The 20,205-nt window shown below is 59.5% G+C and carries 18 protein-coding genes and 1 pseudogene; 11 read left to right on the top strand and 8 right to left on the bottom strand.

Annotation, left to right across the window (positions count from 1 at the left end):
- The first annotated feature begins 3 nt into the window (after nt 1–3).
- From trhA to rnd, 5 genes are all read left to right on the top strand, one after another.
- Nucleotides 4–660 carry a PAQR family membrane homeostasis protein TrhA gene (gene trhA, locus C7H85_RS03630; protein ID WP_245879552.1) on the top strand — a complete coding sequence of 219 codons (657 nt, stop codon included), beginning with the start codon at nt 4–6 and terminating at the stop codon, nt 658–660.
- A 114-nt stretch (nt 661–774) separates the two neighbouring features.
- Nucleotides 775–2,694, top strand: a complete 1,920-nt coding sequence (gene yoaA, locus C7H85_RS03625; RefSeq protein WP_106728320.1) for a DNA repair helicase YoaA — start codon at nt 775–777, stop codon at nt 2,692–2,694.
- 8 nt (nt 2,695–2,702) lie between these two features.
- Nucleotides 2,703–3,389 (top strand): tRNA (adenosine(37)-N6)-threonylcarbamoyltransferase complex dimerization subunit type 1 TsaB, encoded by a 687-nt coding sequence (gene tsaB / locus C7H85_RS03620; protein ID WP_106728319.1) that lies wholly within the window; start codon nt 2,703–2,705, stop codon nt 3,387–3,389.
- Between the two features lie 294 nt (nt 3,390–3,683).
- Nucleotides 3,684–5,393 (top strand): long-chain-fatty-acid--CoA ligase FadD, encoded by a 1,710-nt coding sequence (gene fadD / locus C7H85_RS03615; protein WP_281257558.1) that lies wholly within the window; start codon nt 3,684–3,686, stop codon nt 5,391–5,393.
- A 50-nt stretch (nt 5,394–5,443) separates the two neighbouring features.
- On the top strand, nt 5,444–6,538 hold the full coding sequence (gene rnd / locus C7H85_RS03610) for a ribonuclease D (protein WP_106728318.1): 1,095 nt from the start codon (nt 5,444–5,446) through the stop codon (nt 6,536–6,538).
- 27 nt (nt 6,539–6,565) lie between these two features.
- Here the strand turns inward: rnd and minE are convergent, their stop codons facing one another.
- From minE to minC, 3 genes are read right to left on the bottom strand one after another with little or no spacing between them, the layout of a single operon-like run.
- Complete coding sequence (minE, locus tag C7H85_RS03605; RefSeq protein WP_106728317.1) at nt 6,566–6,859, bottom strand: cell division topological specificity factor MinE; 294 nt, start codon at nt 6,857–6,859, stop codon at nt 6,566–6,568.
- 3 nt (nt 6,860–6,862) lie between these two features.
- Entirely contained in the window at nt 6,863–7,675 is an 813-nt protein-coding gene (gene minD, locus C7H85_RS03600) for a septum site-determining protein MinD (RefSeq protein ID WP_106728316.1), read from the bottom strand.
- Between the two features lie 23 nt (nt 7,676–7,698).
- On the bottom strand, nt 7,699–8,370 hold the full coding sequence (gene minC, locus C7H85_RS03595) for a septum site-determining protein MinC (protein ID WP_106728315.1): 672 nt from the start codon (nt 8,368–8,370) through the stop codon (nt 7,699–7,701).
- Between the two features lie 105 nt (nt 8,371–8,475).
- On the opposite strand from minC, the gene C7H85_RS03590 reads away from it, so the two are divergent.
- Genes C7H85_RS03590 through C7H85_RS03580 form a run of 3 tightly spaced genes read left to right on the top strand, consistent with a single transcriptional unit; the run spans nt 8,476 to nt 9,901 of the window.
- A complete protein-coding gene (locus C7H85_RS03590; protein WP_106728314.1) occupies nt 8,476–8,757 on the top strand; it encodes a YcgL domain-containing protein in 282 nt (93 codons plus the stop codon).
- Nucleotides 8,758–8,799: 42 nt separating this feature from the next.
- Nucleotides 8,800–9,477, top strand: a complete 678-nt coding sequence (locus C7H85_RS03585; protein ID WP_106728313.1) for a fumarylacetoacetate hydrolase family protein — start codon at nt 8,800–8,802, stop codon at nt 9,475–9,477.
- Nucleotides 9,467–9,901 (top strand): YcgN family cysteine cluster protein, encoded by a 435-nt coding sequence (locus tag C7H85_RS03580; RefSeq protein WP_106728312.1) that lies wholly within the window; start codon nt 9,467–9,469, stop codon nt 9,899–9,901. Before C7H85_RS03585 ends, C7H85_RS03580 begins: the two co-directional genes overlap by 11 nt.
- On the opposite strand, the gene dsbB is transcribed toward C7H85_RS03580, so the two are convergent.
- Nucleotides 9,898–10,413, bottom strand: coding sequence for a disulfide bond formation protein DsbB (gene dsbB, locus C7H85_RS03575; protein ID WP_210433548.1), 516 nt, complete (start codon nt 10,411–10,413; stop codon nt 9,898–9,900). The genes C7H85_RS03580 and dsbB overlap by 4 nt on opposite strands.
- A gap of 130 nt (nt 10,414–10,543) precedes the next feature.
- Here dsbB and fadR point away from each other — a divergent pair, with 130 nt between their 5' ends.
- Entirely contained in the window at nt 10,544–11,257 is a 714-nt protein-coding gene (gene fadR, locus C7H85_RS03570; RefSeq protein WP_106728311.1) for a fatty acid metabolism transcriptional regulator FadR, read from the top strand.
- Between the two features lie 36 nt (nt 11,258–11,293).
- Here fadR and C7H85_RS03565 read toward each other — a convergent pair whose 3' ends face one another.
- From C7H85_RS03565 to C7H85_RS03555, 3 genes are read right to left on the bottom strand one after another with little or no spacing between them, the layout of a single operon-like run.
- Complete coding sequence (locus tag C7H85_RS03565) at nt 11,294–12,817, bottom strand: SpoVR family protein (protein ID WP_106728622.1); 1,524 nt, start codon at nt 12,815–12,817, stop codon at nt 11,294–11,296.
- 7 nt (nt 12,818–12,824) lie between these two features.
- Nucleotides 12,825–14,093 (bottom strand): YeaH/YhbH family protein, encoded by a 1,269-nt coding sequence (locus C7H85_RS03560; protein ID WP_106728310.1) that lies wholly within the window; start codon nt 14,091–14,093, stop codon nt 12,825–12,827.
- 22 nt (nt 14,094–14,115) lie between these two features.
- The gene (locus C7H85_RS03555) at nt 14,116–16,038 is read right to left on the bottom strand and encodes a PrkA family serine protein kinase (RefSeq protein ID WP_106728309.1); all 1,923 of its coding nucleotides are present in this window, start codon (nt 16,036–16,038) and stop codon (nt 14,116–14,118) included.
- A gap of 701 nt (nt 16,039–16,739) precedes the next feature.
- Between C7H85_RS03555 and C7H85_RS03550 the strand changes: the two genes are divergently transcribed.
- Both C7H85_RS03550 and C7H85_RS03545 read left to right on the top strand, forming a co-directional pair.
- Nucleotides 16,740–17,327: an FMN-dependent NADH-azoreductase gene (locus C7H85_RS03550; RefSeq protein ID WP_106728308.1), complete on the top strand. Its 588-nt coding sequence runs from the start codon at nt 16,740–16,742 to the stop codon at nt 17,325–17,327.
- Nucleotides 17,328–17,477: 150 nt separating this feature from the next.
- Nucleotides 17,478–18,638: pseudogene (locus C7H85_RS03545) on the top strand (ISL3 family transposase).
- Nucleotides 18,639–18,647: 9 nt separating this feature from the next.
- Here the strand turns inward: C7H85_RS03545 and aptA are convergent.
- Complete coding sequence (aptA, locus tag C7H85_RS03540) at nt 18,648–19,970, bottom strand: omega-aminotransferase AptA (RefSeq protein WP_106728307.1); 1,323 nt, start codon at nt 19,968–19,970, stop codon at nt 18,648–18,650.
- Between the last annotated feature and the right edge of the window lie 235 nt (nt 19,971–20,205).

The following is a 20,205-nucleotide window of genomic DNA, read 5'->3' as shown; positions in this document are numbered from 1 at the left end:
GTGTTGAATAACGGTGTGGTGACGCCCCGGCGGGAGCAATCCTGGGGAGAGGAGATGGCCAACAGCATCAGCCACGGTATCGGGCTGGTGGCGGCCCTGGCCGGCACACCGGTGCTGCTGGAGCGGGCCGCTCGCCACGGTGACATCGGGTTCACGATTGGCGTCGCCCTGTTCGCCATGTCCATGATACTGCTTTATCTGGCCTCGACCCTCTATCATGCCCTGCCGCCGGGCAGGGCCAAGCGCATGCTGCGGATGTTTGAGCACGCCGCCATTTTCGTGCTGATCGCCGGTACCTATTCGCCCTTCGCCCTGGGCATACTGGACGGCCCCTGGGGCTGGAGCCTGTTGGTCATTATCTGGGGGCTGGCGCTGTTCGGGATCATCCTGAAGCTGGGGCGGCGCATGACCAGCCCACTGATCTCCACCGGCCTGTACCTGATCATGGGCTGGCTGATCGTGGCCGCCACCCTGCCGCTCTATGAACGCATGCCGGCTGCCGGGCTGGCGCTGCTGGTGGCCGGCGGCATGGCCTACACCGCCGGCGTGGTGTTCTTTACCCTCGACGCCCGCTGGCGCTATGGCCACCTGATCTGGCATCTTTTCGTGATGGCCGGCACCGGTTGCCATTATTTCGCGGTACTCTGGCACGGGGCCTGACCGAGCATACCATGGCCAGCTGTTCCCGACCGCGTCGGGGCAGGGCGGCGGCACCTGCCCGTCGTTGCGCTATTTTGATATCATTGGTTTTTTATCAGCGGACACCCCTCGCCAGTGGAAGATCAGAACAGTTCAACGCTTTTTGCCGAGCAGGGCCCCCTGGCCCGGGCCATCGACGGCTTCACCCCGCGCGCGGCCCAGGTGGCCATGGCGGCGGCGGTGGAGCAGGCGCTCGACGACAGGACCCCGCTGGTGGTGGAAGCCGGCACCGGCACCGGCAAGACCTTTGCCTATCTGGCACCGGTGCTGAAAACCGGCAAGAAGGTGGTGCTCAGCACCGGCTCGCGCAACCTGCAGGAGCAGCTGTTCCACCGGGATTTGCCGACCCTGGTCGAGGCCATGGACTACCACCATCCGGTGGCCCTGCTCAAGGGGCGTGCCAACTACGTTTGCCTGGAACGCCTGGGCCTGCTCAACGACGCGGTGCCGCCGCTCTCGCCCGAGGGGCTGGCGGATCTGCAGAAGGTCAGGCGCTTCGTGCCCCTGACCCGCGGCGGCGATATCGGCGATATTCCCGGCCTGCCCGAGCGCAGCGAAGTGCTGCCGCTGGTCACCAGCACCAACGACAACTGCCTGGGGCGCGATTGCGGCCATTATCAGGACTGCTACCTGGTGAAGGCCCGCGCCAAAGCGATGGAAGCCCAGGTGGTGGTGGTCAATCACCATCTGTTTTTCGCCGACATGGCGGTGCGCGACACCGGCTTCGGCCAGCTGATCCCCGACGCCGAGGCCTATATCCTGGACGAGGCCCACCAGTTGCCGGAGATCGCCGGCCAGTATTTCGGCCAGAGCCAGTCCAGCCGCCAGTTTATGGAGCTGGCCCGGGATCTGCGCCTGGCCTACAAGGTGGAGGCCAAGGACATGGCGCAGCTGGGCAAGGCGGCGGATCAGCTGGAGCGCTGCACCCAGGATCTGCGCCTGGCGTTCGGGCTGGACAGCAGCCGGGGCCAGCTCAGGCTCATGCTGGCCCGGCCTGACGTGGCCCAGGCACTGACCCGGCTGCAGGAAAGCCTCGAGTTTACCTACGAGGTGCTCAAACTCTGCCTGGGGCGAGGGGAGCAGCTCAGCCAGTGCTTCGAGCGGCTGATCGGCCTGCGCACCCAGCTGGAGTCGGTGACCCGGGTGGAGGAAACCGGCTATTCCTACTGGTACGACACCGGTCGCCTGCACATTACCCTGCACAAGACCCCGTTGTCGGTGGCGGAACGCTTCGCCGCCGAGCTGGCCAAGGACGAGGTCAGCTGGATTTTCACCTCCGCCACCCTGGCGGTGGGGGACAGTTTTGCCCACTTTTGCGCCGATCTCGGCCTCGCCCGATGCCGCACCTTGCAATTGGACAGCCCTTTTGATTACTCTCGCCAGTCCCGTTTGTGCGTGCCCCGTTATCTGCCGGAAACCAATGGCCCCGGCCGCGGGCGGATCCTGGCCAATACCCTGGTCGACACCCTGGGCAGGGTGCCCGGTGGCAGCTTCTTCCTCTGCACCAGCTACCAGGTGATGAACGAGGTGGCCGAGGTGCTCAGGGCCCGGCTCGACCGGACCGTGCTGGTGCAGGGAGAAGACAACAAGGTGCGCCTGCTCGAACAGTTCAGTGACGACGGCCGGGCGGTGCTGGTGGCCACCAGCAGCTTCTGGGAAGGCATCGACGTGCGTGGCAACGCCCTGCAGTGCGTGGTGATCGACAAGCTGCCGTTCAGCGCCCCGGACGATCCCCTGCTCAGCGCCCGGCTGGAGGATTGCCGCCGCCGGGGCGAGGACGGTTTCGCCCGGGTGCAGTTGCCCAAAGCCATCATCACCCTCAAGCAGGGGGTGGGGCGCCTCATCCGCGACGTGCAGGACCGGGGGGTGCTGGTGATCACCGACGGTCGTCTGGTCAACCGGGCCTACGGTGCCGACTTTATCGCCAGCCTGCCGGCCATGCCCCGCACGCGCAGCCTGGCCAGGGTGGCCGAATTTCTATCAACCTTGGAGTGACAAGACCCATGACCCGACTATTGGCCATCGACACCGCCACCGAAGCCTGCTCGGCCGCGCTCTGGCAGAACGGCGAGGTGCTCTGCCGCTACCAGGTCGCCCCCCGGGGCCATACCGACCTGATCCTGCCGATGGTGAGCGAGCTGCTGGCCGAGGGCGGCCTCGGCCTCGACCAGTTGGACGGCCTGGCCTTCGGCCGGGGGCCGGGCTCCTTTACCGGGGTACGCATCACCTTGGGCATCGCCCAGGGCCTGGCCTTCGGCGCCGGGGTGCCGCTGCTGGGCATCTCCAACCTGCAGGCCCTGGCCCAGGGCGCCCACCGGGTGACCGGCTGCACGCGGGTGCTGGCGGCCATCGACGCCCGCATGGGGGAAATCTACGTGGGCGGTTTCGCCCTGGAAGACGGCGTCATGCTGGCGACCGGCGAAGAGCAGGTGACGCCGCCGGCCGATTTCCTGGCGCAGCCCGGCGACGACCGCTGGCAGCAGGGTGCCGGCAGCGGCTTTGTCACCTATCCTGAATTAGCCGACCGGGTCGAGCAGTTATGCCGGCCGGTGCCCTTTCCCGAGGCCCGCGACATGTTGCCCGCCGCCTTGCGGGAGCTGGCGGCGGGCAGGACGGTGACGGCGGCCGAGGCGCGGCCGGTCTATTTACGTGACAAGGTGACCTGGCAGAAACTCCCGGGTCGGCAATAGGAGCATCGGTGGCCACATCCCCCGAACCGTTGGTGCAGACGGAGCCCGAATCACCGGAGCTGCTTTATCCCCAACGGCCCTACCACAGAGTGCTTCACTATCGGCGCCGGCGTAAGCGCAACAGCTTGCGCCGGATCCGGAACTGGCACTACCGGCGGCGCTGACGACGACTTCATCACAATATTGTTAATACCTTGTTGCTATTCATGGGCGGTACAGGTAACTTGTTTTTTAGAGTAAATACTTCAATTCGATGATTGAATGTATACCAGTCTTGTTGCAGGAGACGCCCATATGGAACACCTTCAGTCCGGCCAGCAGCCGGCGCCGATGCCAGCCCGGCCCTGGCTTCACCGTTACCCGGCCGATGTGCCCGCCGAAATCGATGCCGATCGGTTTCCCTCCCTGATGGCGATGTTCGAGCAGAGCGTGGCCGATTTTGCCGACCGGCCGGCCTACACCAATTTCGGCAAGACCATCAGCTACCGGGAGCTGGATCGGCTGTCGCGGGATTTCGCCGCCTATCTGCAGCAGGGGCTCAAGTTGCGGCAGGGGGAGCGGATCGCGCTGATGATGCCCAACCTGCTGCAATATCCGGTCTGCCTGTTCGGAGCGCTGCGCGCCGGCCTGGTGGTGGTCAACGTCAATCCGCTCTATACCGCCCGGGAGCTGGAGCACCAGCTCAGGGACTCCGGTGCCGAGACCATCGTTATCGTGGAAAATTTTGCCCATACCCTGGACAAGGCGATTCGCCAGACCGGGGTGAAACACGTGATCCTGACCCGGATGGGGGATCACCTGGGATGGCTGAAAGGAACCCTGCTCAATCTCGTGGTCAGACATATCAAGAAGATGGTGCCCAACCACAATCTGCCTTCCTGTGTCAGCTACCAGGAAGCCATGGCCAAAGGGAAGGGCATGGCCTACCGTCGGCCGGAACTCGGCGGCGACAACCTGGCCTTTTTGCAGTACACCGGCGGCACCACCGGTGTGTCCAAGGGCGCCATGCTCAGCCATCGCAACATGCTGGCCAACGTGGAGCAGTGCCTGGGGGTGTACGGCCCGGTGCTGGCCAGGGGCGGGGAGAAGGTGGTGACCGCCTTGCCGCTTTACCATGTGTTCGCGCTCACGGTGAACGGTCTGCTGTTTCTGCGCCTGGGCGCCGAGAACCTGCTGATCACCAACCCGCGGGACATTCCCGGTTTCGTCAAGGCGCTCAAGGGCTTCGATTTTACCTGTCTGACCGGGGTGAATACCCTGTTCAACGCGCTGGTTAACAATGCCGACTTCCAGGGCGGCGATTTCAAGAGTCTGAAGCTGACCATCGGCGGCGGCATGTCGGTGCAGCGGGCGGTGGCCGAGCAATGGCAGGCGATCACCGGCAGCAAGCTGCTGGAGGGCTACGGCCTGACCGAATGCTCGCCGCTGGTGACGGTGTGCCCCTACGACATGGAAGGCTATAACGGCGCCATCGGGCTGCCGGTGTGCTCCACCGAGGTCCGGCTGGTGGATGAGCAGGGGGCGGTGATCACTCTGACCCACACCCCCGGAGAGATGGAGGTGCGCGGACCCCAGGTGATGAGCGGCTACTGGGGCCAGCGGGGGCCGGATGACGACAGCTTCCACGACGGCTGGCTGCGAACCGGCGATATCGCCACCATGGACGAGCAGGGCTTCCTCCGGATAGTGGACCGCAAGAAAGACATGATCCTGGTCTCGGGTTTTAACGTATTCCCCAACGAAATCGAAGCGGTGGCCATGCTGCACAAGGGCGTGCTGGAAGCGGCGGCCGTGGGGGTGGCGCACCGGGAATCCGGGGAGGCCGTCAAGCTGGTGGTGGTGAAGAAACCGGGGGCTGAGCTGGACGAGCTCGGCCTGATCCGGCACTGCCGGCAACATCTCACTGCCTATAAGGTGCCTAAGGTGATAGAATTTCGGGACGAGCTGCCCAAGACCAACGTTGGCAAAATTTTGCGGCGGGAATTGAGAGACAAGGCCGCCTGAATCGCCAAGCCCCGGAAAGCCGGGGCTTTTTGCCAGAACCCAGAGCACCCATGACTTATATACAGATCACCGATAGCCAGATGCTGGCCGCGTTTTGCCAGACCCCCGCCACCATCCTGGCGGTGGACACCGAATTCGTCCGCACCCGTACCTTTTACGCCAAGCCCGGCCTCTATCAATTGCACGACGGCCACCAGACTGCCCTTATCGATCCGCTGGCGGTGACCGATTTATCTCCGCTGTGGCGGCTGCTGCACGATCCCGCCCGGCTCTGCCTGCTGCATGCGGGTGGTGAAGATCTGGAGCTGTTCCAGCACCAGAGCGGTGCCCAGCCGGCCCGGGTACACGACACCCAACTGGCGGCTTCTTTCCTCGGGTTGGGCACCCAGCTCGGGTTTGCCGCCCTGGTGGAGCAGATCCTCGGGGTCAGCCTGGACAAGGCCCATGCCCGCACCGACTGGCTGGCGCGGCCCCTGTCCGCCGATCAGTTGCGCTACGCGGCCGATGACGTCATCTACCTCTATCCCCTGTACCAGCAGCTGTGGCAGCGGCTGGAGCTGCGCGGCCTCACCGGCTGGTTCGAGCAGGAGTGCGAGTGGGCGGTGAAACGGCGCGGCATCAGCACCGAGCCGGAGCTGGCCTACCTGGATGTCAAGAACGCCTGGCTGCTCAAGCCCCAGGCCCTGGGCATCCTGCAGCGGTTGTGCCAGTGGCGGCTGGCCGAGGCCAGGCGGCGCGATCTGGCGTTGAACTTCGTGGTCAAGGAAGCGCACCTGTTCGAGGTGGCCAATGGCGCTCCGCGCAGCCTGAGTGACCTGAACCGCCTGGGGCTTGAGCCGATGGAGATCAAGCGCCACGGCGACACCCTGCTGGCGCTGGTGCAGGAGGCGCTGGCCAGTCCGGACAGCTGGCCCGAGCCGGTCAGGCGGCTGGTGGACTATCCCGGCTACAAGGCCGAGCTCAAGCGCATCAGGACGATAGTCGAGCAGGCGGGGGCGGATGCCGGGCTGCCGGCGGAGCTGATTGCCTCCAAGCGGCTGATCCACCAGTACCTGAGCTGGAAGTGGCGGCTGGAGGAAAGCGAGCAGCTCACCCCGGCACTGCTGCAGGGCTGGCGTGGCGAGTTGCTGAAAGACCGGCTGTAAAAAAAGGGGCGTAGTGCGCCCCTGTTGTCAGACCGAGGGTTTGGCCTTGTCCTTGTCCTTGTCGTCGTGCTCGGGCAGCATGATGTTCAGCTCCAGCACCGACAGGTTGTCACCTTTCTGATCCAGCTGTACCGAGATCTGTTCGAGATCGATGTCGACGTACTTACGGATCACTTCCAGAATATCTTGTTGCATTTGCGGTAAATAATCCGGGGTATCCCGCTGGCTACGTTCGTGAGCAACAATGATCTGCAGGCGCTCTTTCGCAAGTTTGGCGCTGTTGGTGTTCTTCTTTGAACGAAAATAGTCCAGTAGAGACATGGTTTAACTCCCAAAAAGTCGGCTGAAAAATCCCTTCTTTTCTTCCTCAAGGAAACGGAAGGAGCGCTCTTCGCCCAGCAGGCGGGATACGGCGTCGGCGTAGGCCTGGCCGGCGTCGGACTCTTCATCCAGGATAACCGGCTCGCCCGAGTTGGAGGCTTTCAGCACCGCCTGGGATTCTGGGATGACACCCAGCAGCGGGATGGCCAGGATCTCCTGCACGTCCTGCACGCTCAGCATGTCGCCGCGGCTGACGCGCTCGGGAGAATAGCGGGTAAGCAGCAGGTGCTCCTTGATCGGCTCCAGGCCCTGCTCGGCACGGCGCGATTTGGAGGAGAGGATGCCGAGGATACGATCCGAGTCGCGTACCGAAGAGACTTCGGGGTTGGTGGTGACGATGGCTTCGTCGGCGAAGTACAGCGCCATCAGGGCGCCGGTTTCGATGCCGGCCGGGGAATCACAGATGATGTATTCAAAATCCATGGCGGCCAGGTCGTTGAGTACCTTTTCCACCCCATCCCGGGTGAGGGCGTCTTTGTCCCGGGTCTGGGAGGCGGGGAGGATGTAAAGCTGATCTACCCGTTTGTCACGGATCAACGCCTGGTTGAGATTGGCGTCGCCGTTGATGACGTTGACAAAATCGTAGACCACCCGGCGTTCGCAACCCATGATGAGATCCAGGTTGCGCAAGCCGATATCGAAATCGAGTACCACGGTTTTGTGGCCGAGTTTGGCCAGACCGGTGCTGATGGCGGCGCTGGAGGTGGTTTTGCCCACGCCTCCCTTGCCTGATGTGACGACGATGATTCGTGCCATAGTGTGTTCCTAAAGTCGTAAAATTAGAGCCGGTCGAATTTCAACTGTTCGCCCGCCAGGGAAATACTGACGGCCTGCTCCCAGTTCGAGCCCTCCAGGCCATCGCTGAGCTGGTAGTGGCCGGCGACGGAAACCAGTTCAGCCATAAGCTGTTGACAATAAATGCGAGCGGATTCGTTGCCCTTGACACCGGCCACGGCCCGGCCCCTGAGCTGGCCGTAGACGTGAATGCTGTCGTCGGCGAGGACTTCGGCGCCGTTGCTGACCGGGCCCAGTATCACCAGAGAGCCGCTGGGCGCATAGATTTGCTGGCCGGAACGAACAGGACCCATATGGACCTTGGTTCCGGGTTGGTTGAGCAGGGAGGCGGGCGGCTCCTGGGCAGGAACCTTGCCTGCGGTCATGACCGCAAAGCCGGCGGCCCGTACGGCGGAGCGGGTGTGATCGTCCTTGATACCACAGACGCCGACCGGCACCAGCTCCAGCTCTCTGAGTGCGCCGGCCAGCGCGATAAAGTCCGGTGCCGCCGCCAGTTTTTCGATATTGATTACCAAAGGTGCGGCGCGGAAGAACTCCGGTGCCTGCGCAATTTTTTCCGCCAGTTGCTGTTTTACCCGCGCAACGTCGGTGTCGGTAATGTGAACGACCGACAAGGTAAAACTACTGCCTTTTAATTCGATGCCACGCTCCGCCATAAGCGGCTTTCCCCCGAGGATCCAATCCTTTTTGTTATTGGTCGTGCTGATGTTATAGTTTGCCATCCTCACTGGCAATAAACCCAATGGATTATAGCAATTTCCATGTTGTGTGTAGTGTATAAAAGCCCGAAAAAGGCAGAGACGTATCTTTTTGTCGAGCGGCGCGACGACTTCTCGCGCGTACCCAAGCCCCTGATGGCTACCTTCGGGACGCCACAACTGGTGATGATGGCCAATCTGGCCACCAAGACCCGGTTGGCTCTCTCTGATATCGACAAGGTCAGAGAGGCATTGCTCACCCAGGGGTATTATCTGCAATTGCCGCCTCCGCCGGATAATTTATTGAAAGCCCACCTGGCGTCCCATTCCAAAACCACCGACTAAACTAATATCGTCACCTCGGCGAGCGCTAACAGGAGTGCCGTAATGTACCAACATCTGGATCTGCAGGGCCACCCCTTGCCCTATGCCGTGGGCAAGGTCGTTTGCGTGGGCCGCAGCTATAAAGAGCATGCCCAGGAGCTGAACAACCCGGTTCCGGAGCAACCCCTGTTGTTTATCAAACCGGCAGCCAGCCTGGTCGGGCTGGATGCACCCCTGCTGCTGCCCAAGGGGCTGGGGGCGGTGCATCATGAGCTGGAGGTGGCCTTGCTGATCGGACGCCGTCTGTGTCATGCCGAGCCCGGCCATGCCCTGGATGCGGTGGTGGGGGTAGGGCTGGCGCTGGATCTGACCCTGCGGGAAGTGCAGGAGCAGCTCAAGGCCAAGGGGCAGCCCTGGGAGCGGGCCAAGGCCTTCGATGGCAGCTGCCCGGTCACGCCCTTCGCTCTGCCAGAAGTGGTGAACGATCTGCAGCGGCTGGATTTCGCCTTGTCGGTCAACGGCCAGCAACGGCAGGCCGGCAATACCGCCATGATGATGTGGAGCATCGGCGAGCTGCTGGCGGAGATGAGTCGCTGTTTTACCCTGAATCCGGGAGACGTGGTGCTGACCGGTACCCCCAAGGGCGTGGCCGAGCTCGGTGCCGGCGACGAACTCGATATGCAGCTGGACGGCCAGTTCCACTTTTCGGCCAGGGTGGCGGGTGAGGCTCATGCAGGCTGATTTCTGGTATACCAAGTCCCTGGATGAAATGACCGATCGGGAGTGGGAAGCGCTGTGTGACGGCTGCGGCAAGTGTTGCCTGAACAAGCTGATCGACGAAGAGACCGACGAGCTGGTCCATACCAACGTGGCCTGTGAACTGCTCAATACCCACAGCTGTGCCTGCAGCGACTACGCCAACCGTTTCGCCCGGGTACCGGACTGCCTGAAGATCACCCGGGATAAACTGGCGGATTATTACTGGTTGCCCTCCAGTTGTGCCTACCGGCTGTTGGCCGAGGGCAAGTCGCTGCCTTCCTGGCACCCGCTGCGCACCGGCTCCAAGAGCGCCATGCACAAGGCCGGGCAGTCGGTCCGGGGCAAGGTGGTGCCGGAGTCCAAGGCCGGCGACTGGGAAGACCACATCATTACCTGGGCCAGTTAGGCCCGGGCGCGTTTCCAGCCGAGCAGGCGAACCAGCATAAAGAAGGCGGCGAGGGCGGCCAGCACGGCAAAAATACCCATCAGCCACTGGGGCATGCTCCAGCCCAGCAACGACCAGTCAACGTCGGCGCAGTCGCCGGTGGGAAAGAACAGCGCCGGTAGCCAGCTGTCCAGTGGCAGCCAGGCCGGAAATTCGGCAAAGCTGGAGCACTGATTGAAAGGGGAGGGGTTGAGTTGGTAGCCCACATGCTCCCAGGCCAGCAGAAAACCGTCGGCCGACGCGGCCAACCAGATCAGCATGGCGCTCGAGGCCAGCACCGGACTGCGCGGCGCCAGCCAGCCCAGCAGGCCGGCGGCGATCACCACGACCAGCGCCGCGCGCTGGTATACGCACATCACGCAGGGCTGATAGCCGAGCGCATATTGAAAAAACAAGGCGATCAGTAACAGCAGGGTCGTTCCCAGGGTCAGCAAGGCCCAGGCAAAACGGGAGCGGGAGAAGGCGTACAGCATGAAGTCCTCATCGTATTGGGTGTGGATGGCTTATGGCATCGGGCCGTGGTTGCGCTTGTGAGAAACTGGTCTGCTCTGTTATGATCGTCTTCAGTTTCACCTGCCTTAACATATTTAACAGAGTGGTTGCATGGTCATAAAGGCACAAAGCCCCGCCAGTTTCGCAGAAGAATATATCATAGAATCTATTTGGAACAGCCGGTTCCCTCCGGGATCCATTCTGCCGGCCGAGCGGGAATTGTCGGAATTGATAGGGGTTACCCGCACCACCCTGCGTGAGGTTCTGCAGCGTCTGGCTCGCGACGGCTGGCTGACCATACAGCACGGCAAGCCGACCCGGGTCAACAATTTCTGGGAAACATCGGGGCTGAATATCCTGGAGACCCTGGCCCGGCTGGACGAAGAGAAGGTTCCCGAGCTTATCGAGCAGCTGCTGTCGGCGAGAACCCATATCAGCAGCATCTTCATTCGGGGCGCGGTGAAGAATTCGCCCGGGAAGGTGATGGCCGCCGTGGCTGAGCTGGAGCAGTTGCCCGATGACGCCCATGCCTTTGCCGCCTTTGATTATGAACTGCACCACCAGTTTGCCTTCGCCTCCGGCAATCCCATTTATGCCCTGATCCTGAACGGTTTCAAAGGGCTGTACTGCCGGGTAGGCCGCTACTATTTCTCCCGCCCCTGTGCCCGGGTGCTGGCGGGGGACTATTACCGTGCGCTTGCCGGTCTGGCCGCCGAAGGCAGGGTCAGCGAGGTGGCGGAAGTCGTGCGCGAGTACGGCAAGGCCTCCGGCAGGCTGTGGCACGACATGCGCGAGCAGATGCCGGACAGCTTGGTACAGAACTGATAAAAAACAAACGCCTCCGTTCGGAGGCGTTTTTGCTTATATGGATGAAGGGGATTTCTCCGGGCAACGCGCCACTATGGTGGCGTTGCCGTCGGCCTCCTCCTGCTCCAACACCACATCGAACCCCCACAGCCGGTGGACATGCTTGAGCACCTCATGGCGGGAGTCTGCCAGCGGAATACGGTTGTGCGGAACATGCCGTAGGGTGAGGGAGCGGTCGCCCTTGACCTCCACGTTATAGACCTGAATGTTGGGCTCCAGGTTGGACAGGTTGTACTGGTTTGACAGCGTCTGGCGCAGTTGGCGATAGCCCAGCTCGTCATGGATGGCGGAAATTTCCAGGTAGTTGCGGGTATCGTCATCGGCCACCGCAAACAGGTGGAAATCGCGCATCACCTTGGGCGACAGAAACTGGCTGACAAAGCTCTCGTCCTTGAAATTCTCCATGGCGAAATGCAGGGTCTTGACCCAGTCCGAGCCGGCAATATCCGGGAACCAGGCCCGGTCTTCCGCCGTGGGATGCTCGCAGATGCGGCGCAGATCCTGGAACATGGCGAATCCCAGGGCATAGGGATTGATGCCGGAATAATAGGGGCTGTTATAGGAAGGCTGGAAGATCACATTGGTGTGGCTGTGCAGCACTTCCATCATGAAGCGGTCGCTGACCAGGCCCTCGTCGTACATGTGCTGGGTAATGGTGTAATGCCAGAAGGTGGCCCAGCCTTCGTTCATGACCTGGGTTTGCTTTTGCGGATAGAAGTACTGGCTGATCTTGCGCACGATGCGCACGATTTCCCGCTGCCAGGGCTCGAGTAGCGGGGCGTGCTTCTCGATAAAGTACAGGATGTTTTCTTCCGGCTCCCTGGGATAGCGCTGTTTCTTGACCTGCTTGGCATCATCCATGCGGGGCAGGGTTCGCCACAGCTCGTTGACCTGGGTTTGCAGATAGGCTTCCCGGGCCTTCTGCCGCCGCCGCTCTTCCGCGAGTGACAGCTTCTGCGGCCGCTTATAGCGATCCACGCCATAGTTCATCAGGGCATGGCAGCTGTCGAGGATCGCCTCCACCTCGGCAACTCCATATTTCTCTTCACACTCGTTGATGTAGTTCTTGGCAAACAGCAGGTAATCGATGATGGACTCGGCATCGGTCCAGGTCTTGAACAGGTAGTTGTTCTTGAAAAACGAATTGTGGCCGTAGCAGGCATGGGCGATCACCAGCGCCTGCATCGGCATGGTATTTTCTTCCATCAGGTAGGCGATGCAGGGATCGGAGTTGATCACGATTTCATAGGCCAGCCCCATCTGGCCACGTTTGTAGTTCTGTTCGGTCTGGATGAACTTCTTGCCATAGGACCAGTGGTGGTAGCCGATGGGCATGCCGATGCTGGAATAGGCATCCATCATCTGCTCGCCGGTAATGATCTCTATCTGGTTGGGATAGGTGCTCAGGCCGTAACCGGCGGCAATGCGGGCGATTTCCCGGTGATAGTCTTCGAGCAGCGCGAAGGTCCAGTCGGGACCGTCGCTGAGCTGCCGGGTTCTTGCTATTGCTTCTGCCATGGTCACCTCACGCCGCTTGTTTCTTGAAGAGTTCCCTGAACACCGGGTAAATATCCTCTACCGACCGAATATGCTCCATGGCGAAATTGGGAAAGCTGCGCGCTATGGTTTCGTATTCGTGCCACAGGGTCTGATGGGCCCGGTTGGTGATCTCGATATAGGCGTAATAACGGACCAGGGGCATGATGTCGTTGTGCAGCAGCTGCCGGCACAGGGGGGAATCATCGGCCCAGTTGTCGCCGTCGGAGGCCTGGGCGGCATAGATGTTCCACTGATCCGCCGGATAACGCTCCAGCATGACCTCCTTCATCATCTGCAGGGCACTGGAAACGATGGTGCCCCCGGTTTCCTGGGAGTAGAAGAACTCCTGTTCGTCGACCTCCTTGGCCTGGGTATGGTGGCGAATAAACACCACCTCCACGTTTTTATAAGTACGGGTGAGAAACAGATAAAGCAGCAGGTAAAACCGCTTGGCCATGTCCTTGGTGGCCTGGTCCATGGAACCCGAGACGTCCATCAGGCAGAACATCACCGCCTGGGTAGAGGGGATCGGACGCTTGACGAAGTTGTTGAAGCGCAGATCGAAGGTGTCGATAAAGGGTACTGCCTGAATACGGCGCCTGAGCTCGACGAGCTCCGCTTCTATGTCCTGGATCCGTGCGTAATTCTCGGCCGGCCGTTTGCCGAGCTCGGCCAGTTCCTGCTCCAGCTCCAGAACGGTTTTCTTCTTGCCAGCCTGCAGCGCCATCCTCCGGGCCAGGGACTGGCGCAGGGAGCGGACCACATTGATGTTGGCGGGCACGCCATCCGAGGTATAACCGGCACGGAAGGTCTTCATCTCACTGATTTTATTGAGCTTGTTTTTCTCGAGGTTGGGCAGCTCCAGGCCGTCGAACAGCAGATCCAGGTATTCGTCCTTGGAGATTTCGAATACAAAGTCGTCCTGGCCGTCCCCCTGATTGCTGGCCTCTCCCTGACCCCCGCCCTTGCCCCCGCCACCGAGCGGGCGCTCGACCCGATCCCCGGTAATAAACTGATCGTTGCCCGGGTGTACCTGCTCCCGTTTTCCTCCCTTGCCCTGATGGAAGAAGGGTTCGGAGATATCACGGGTGGGAATGGAAACACTCTCGCCCTTGTCGATATCCTGAATACTGCGTTTGAGAACCGCGTCAGACACCGCTTTCTTGAGCTGTTGTTTATAGCGGCGGATGAAGCGCTGTCGGTTGACAGCGCTTTTGTTGCGGCCATTTAGTCTTCTGTCGATAAAATGCGCCATAAACTTCCCCCAGCTTCCTGGATCAGGTTGACTTACGCACCCTCAGGTACCACTCGGACAGCAGCCGGACCTGTTTGCGGGTGTAGCCTTTTTCCATCATACGGGCGACAAAGTCGTCGTGTTTCTTCTGCTCGTCGGCACTGGTCTTGGCGTTGAACGAGATAACCGGCAACAGCTCTTCGGTATTCGAGAACATTTTCTTCTCGATGACGGTGCGCAGCTTCTCGTAGCTGGTCCAGTTGGGGTTTTTACCGGCATTGTTGGCCCGGGCGCGCAGCACGAAATTGACGATTTCGTTGCGGAAATCCTTCGGGTTGCTGATCCCGGCCGGTTTTTCGATTTTTTCCAGTTCGGCGTTCAGCGCCGAGCGGTCAAACAGCTGACCGGTTTCCGGATCCCGGTATTCCTGATCCTGAATCCAGAAATCGGCATAGGTGACGTAGCGGTCGAAGATGTTTTGACCGTATTCGGAGTAGGACTCCAGGTAGGCGGTCTGAATTTCCTTGCCGATGAATTCCACGTATTTGGGGATAAGGTAACCTTTGATGAATTCCAGGTAGCGGTCGTGGACATCCTGCGGGAACTGCTCCCGTTCGATCTGCTGCTCCAGTACGTAGAATAGGTGTACCGGATTGGCCGCGACTTCGGCATGATCGAAGTTGAACACCCGGGACAGGATCTTGAACGCGAAACGGGTGGAAAGACCGTTCATGCCTTCATCGACTCCCGCGTAATCCCGGTATTCCTGGTAGGACTTGGCCTTGGGATCCGTATCTTTCAGGCTTTCGCCGTCGTAGACCCGCATCTTGGAATAGATACTGGAGTTTTCCGGCTCTTTCAGCCGTGAAAGCACGGTGAACTGGCCCAGGGTTTCCAAGGTGCCCGGGGCGCATTTGGCCTGGGACAATTCACTGTTGGTCAGCAGCTTCTTGTAGATTTCCACTTCCTCATTTACCCGCAGGCAGTAAGGTACCTTGACGATATAGACCCGATCGAGGAAGGCTTCGTTGTTCTTGTTGTGCTTGAAGTGCTGCCATTCCGATTCGTTGGAGTGAGCCAGGATAATGCCTTCAAAGGGCAGGGCGGACAGGCCTTCGGTGCCGTTGTAGTTGCCTTCCTGGGTGGCGGTGAGCAGGGGGTGCAGCACCTTGATGGGCGCCTTGAACATTTCCACGAACTCCATCATGCCCTGATTAGCCTTGCACAGGGCGCCGGAGTAGGAATAGGCGTCGGCATCGTCCTGGGCATAGTGTTCGAGCTTGCGGATATCCACCTTGCCGACCAGGGAAGAGATGTCCTGATTGTTGTCATCGCCGGGTTCGGTCTTGGCGATAGCAATTTGATCGAGAACGGAGGGAAAGACCTTTTCGACCCGGAAACGGGTGATGTCGCCACCGTAATCGTGCAGACGTTTGACCGCCCAGGGCGACATGATGGGCCTCAGGTAACGACGGGGAATACCGTATTCCTGCTCCAGTATGGGACCATCCTCTTCCATCTCAAACAGGCAGAAAGGATGATCATTGACCGGTGAACCCTTGAGCCGGTAAATGGGTACCTTCTGCATCAGTGACTTGAGGCACTCGGCCAGGGACGACTTACCGCCACCCACGGGGCCGAGCAGATAAAGGATTTGTTTCTTCTCTTCCAGGCCCTGGGCGGCATGCTTGAGATAGGACACTATCTGCTCGATGCTTTCTTCCATGCCGTAAAATTCAGCAAACGCCGGATAGCGGGCGATGACCCGGTTGGAAAACAGCCGGCTGTATCTGGGTACCTGAGCCGTATCAATCATTTCCGGCTCGCCGATGGCCATCAGCAGACGCTCTGAAGCAGAAGCGTAGCAGGCTTTGTCTTCCCGGCACATGTCTAGGAATTCCTGCAGGCTGTACTCTTCTTCCTTGGCCTTTTCATAGCGCGTTTGGTAATGCTCGAAAATTCCCATAGTTCAGTCCCCTATCAAATCCAGGCTCGTACACCATGTTAGACAGAGCCTTGCGCACACAACTTTCAGTCCTTTACCGATAAGACTAGTCCTGATTTTGTCATTGTGCTTGTGTAAGGTTCGGAAAAGACAAAGATTTTGTGGGGAGGCTCGCATTTATCTTATTTCTCGTTTGAGTCTCTGTTCGGGATGAATCCGTCATCGGTATCAAACGACAATCTTCAGCTTGGTGCCGGGATGGGGAGGGTGAACACCTAGCGATGGCTTCCATCCTTAACGTCAACGTAAACATGGTGATGGTTTGCTGTTCAGTTAAACGATTTGTGATTTTTTTACGTTGACTTCACATATGGCCGCAGTTAGATTGGAGGGGCATCAAGGTCTAGCCAATTGCTCCAGCCTGATCAAGCAACTTGTTAGGTATGATGCGTAGCTCTGTTTAAGCACGTTTCCGTTTGTTTGACCCTCGCTTGCGAGGGTTTTCTTTTTGGTAACAAAACCACAACCCTGATATTTCATTTACGTAAACGTAAGATTTCGTACAATCCATCATTCAAATTTTTTGACTAAATTATGCTTTAATTTCCGATTTCTCTTGTATTTGCCTTGGCTTAGAGTGAGTTCACAGGCTGAAGGTAGCGGCCTTTTGTGACATCAACATGTAAGTGCTGCGCTAAATTTTGAGAAATGGGAGTAAACCGATGGCAACAACACTCGTACTGAAATCCAGTATTTTGGGTGAATACTCGCAATCAGCAAAACTGATTGATTACATGATTGAACAGGTCGATACCGGTCAGGTACAGATCCGTGATCTGGCCGCCGAACCGTTGCCGATGCTGGATGGGGCCGGAGCCACCGCACTGCGTGGCGGTGACAACCTGGATGCGCAGCAGCAGGCGATGCTGGCGCTGTCCAACCAACTGGTCGCCGAGCTGCAGGCGGCGGACACCCTGGTGATCGCCGCCCCCATGTACAATTTTCATATTCCGGTGCAACTCAAGGTTTGGATCGATCTGGTGTGTCGTGCCGGGGTCACCTTCCGCTATACCGAGCAAGGGCCGGAAGGCCTGGTAAAAGGCAAGAAAGCGGTGGTGGTGACCACCCGCGGGGGCATGCACAAAGACAGCCCGACCGATTTGATCACCCCTTACCTGCGTACCGTGCTGGGTTTTATCGGCATCACCGAGGTAGAGTTCGTCTATGCCGAGGCCCTGAACATGGGGGAAGAGGCGCAGCAGTCGGGGATCAGGAAAGCACGCACATCGCTTGATGCTCTGGTTGCCTGAATATTTTATGCCAACATACAAAAAAAGGGGCTACTTAGTAGCCCCTTTTTTTGGTTCTTCGCGGAGTCGTGGGGAAGTGAAGATTGACAGACAGAGAAACGGTACATTGGTCGTCGCCAAACAAACCCGCACCGCCACTCTGCTGTCACCATGGATATTATTGATTTTTACTCTTTTTGGCGAGGCTATGACGTTATCTCCTGCCTCGAGTCCACTCCTGATACGCTCACTATCGAGCTGACACCCAAGCCCAATCTGCTACCCCGATGCGGCCGCTGCCATCAAGATGCCCCCCTGATACACGATCGTCGGATACGTCAGGTTCGTGATCGTGACCTATTGGACAAGCGTATTTTGCTGCGCCTTCCTGTTCGACGGGCCGATTGCTTGCGATGTGGCTGCGTGACGGAAGCCATTGACTGGCTGCCAACCTCTTCTCGCATGACTCACCGGCTCCAGGCCTGGGTCGAAGCCCTGCTGGCACTGATGCCCATCAGTCATGTCAGCCGACTGACCGGCTTACACTGGCATACGATTAAAACGATTGATAAGCAGCGTCTCCAGCAGCAGTTCGGTGCCTTTGAGCCAGGTGATGTGCGCCGTCTGGTCATGGATGAGTTCGCGTTGCACTGTCGACAGTACTGCTAAAAGTCTCTAATCGTCGCCTGTCGATCCGGCCCTTCTTTGAGCTTGCTGGGTGAGCACTGCAAGAAGATAGAGGCGGTGGCCATGGACATGAATACGGCCTTCGACCTCGAAGTGAAGCAACACTGCCCGCAGGCCGAGGTGGTGTATGACCTGTTCCATGTGGTTGCCCGCTTCGGGCGCGACGTTATCGACCGTATCCGGGTCGACCAGGCTAATGCATTGAAACACGACAAGCCAGCCAGAAAGGTAGTCAAACAGAGCCGTTGGTTACTGCTGCGTAATAAAGCCAATCTGAAAGAGGAGCAGGCGGTCAGGCTGCAGGAACTGCTTGATGCCAATCAGCCGCTGGCAACCGTTTATGTACTGAAAGATGCGCTGAAGGACATCTGATATGCCCCCAGTATCCGGGAGGGATGGAAACGCTGGCGAGCCTGGCAGCGTCTCGCCCGTGAAAGCGGTCTGGCCCCGTTACAACGCTTTGCCAGAAACCTCAAACGTTACCTTCGGGGCATCCTGGCCAGTTCACGCTTCCCGATGCATACCAGTCAACTGGAAGGCGTGAACAATCGTATCAAAGTCATCAAGCGCATGGCCTATGGGTTCAAGGATACCGAGTACTTCTTCCTGAAAATCAAGGCGGCGTTCCCCGGTAAAGTGCGATGAACCCTTTTTTTAGCCAAACAGCTGCCTGATGCTCTTTTCAAGTATGCCAACCGTTTGGTCAACATGGTGTTTTTCGATGATAAGGGGAGGCGACATGGCGATAGCGTCCCCCAGCGAACGCAACATCATGCCTTGATCCCAGGCACTGCCCTGGATCTGGGCGCCGGTGGCCCCCGGCTTGCCGGCGATGGGCTCGAACTCGACGGCGGCAATCAGCGAGTAGTTGCGAATGTCGATCACCCCGGGCAGCCCTTTCAGGCTGTGCAGACCCTGTTCGAAATAGGCGGCGATGTCGCACCCCGCCTCACCCCGGCGGAACAGTCCCCCCTGTTCATACACATCCAGGGTGGCCATGGCGGCGGCGCAGGCCAGCGGATGGGCCGAGTAGGTGTAGCCATGGAAAAATTCGACACCCGCGCCGCCCTCGTTTACCACCGCATCGTAAACATGATCGCCGGCAAACACGGCGCCCATCGGCGCGGTACCATTGGTCAGGCCCTTGGCGGTGGTCATGATGTCCGGGAGCACCTCGAAGGTCTGGCTGGCGAAGACATTGCCGGTACGGCCAAAGCCGCAGATGACTTCGTCGAAGATCAGCAGGATATCGTGTTGGTCACAGATTTCCCGGATGCGCTTGAGATAGCCGACCGGTGGTGGCAACACGCCGCCGGCCCCGCTGATGGGTTCGATGATCACCGCCGCAATCCGGCTGGCATCGTGCAGTTTGATCAGCCGCTCCAGCTCGTTGGCCTTTTCCACCCCGCAGTGTAACGGCAGGCCGCAGGAGAAGGCGTTGTGCGCGAGATCCTGGGTATGGGACAGGTGATCGGTGGGCAGCCACTGCCCGAATGCCTTGTAGTTGTTGGTAATCCCCCCGACGGCGATGCCCCCGAAGTTGACCCCGTGGTAGCCGCGTTCCCGGCCGATAAACAGCTGCCTGCCGGCCTGCCCACGGGCGTGATGGTATGCCAGGGCCATCTTCAGGGCCGTTTCGACGGACTCCGAGCCTGAGTTGGTATAGAACACCTTGTTCAGGTTGCCCGGGGCCAGTGCCGCCAGTCGTTCCGACAGCTCGAACGACAGGGGGTGGCCGAAGCCGAAACAGGGAGCATAATCCAGGGTGCGGGCCTGCTTCGCTATCGCTTCGGCAATATGAGGATGACCATGGCCGGCGTTACAGCACCACAGGCCGGCGGTCATGTCCAGGACCTGGCGTCGGTCGTCGGTGGTCCAGTACATGCCTTTGGCGCCGGTCAGCATGCGGGGCTGGGCCTTGAAGCCCTTGTTCGGGGTGAAAGGCATCCAGTGCGCGGCCAAATTCTGATGATTCATCATTCTCTCCGTCAGTCGTAAGGCACTCATTCCGGGTGATCGGAGAGTGCCGGTGGCGAAGACAGTGTGGCTAAAGTGTTAAGGTTTAAAAATCACGATGCATCAATGTTCAGTTTGATATGGCTCGACATGACGATGGTGTATCCGCTGCCGGGGCATGAGCCATTGGGAGGAGGAAGAACGGCCGCACAGGGACACCAACAAAAAAAAAGCGCACCACAGAGGGTACGCTTTT

The sequence above is a fragment of the Zobellella endophytica genome (assembly GCF_003012775.1).
GTDB lineage: Bacteria > Pseudomonadota > Gammaproteobacteria > Enterobacterales > Aeromonadaceae > Oceanimonas > Oceanimonas endophytica.
This window is presented reverse-complemented; position numbering and strand designations above follow the sequence as displayed.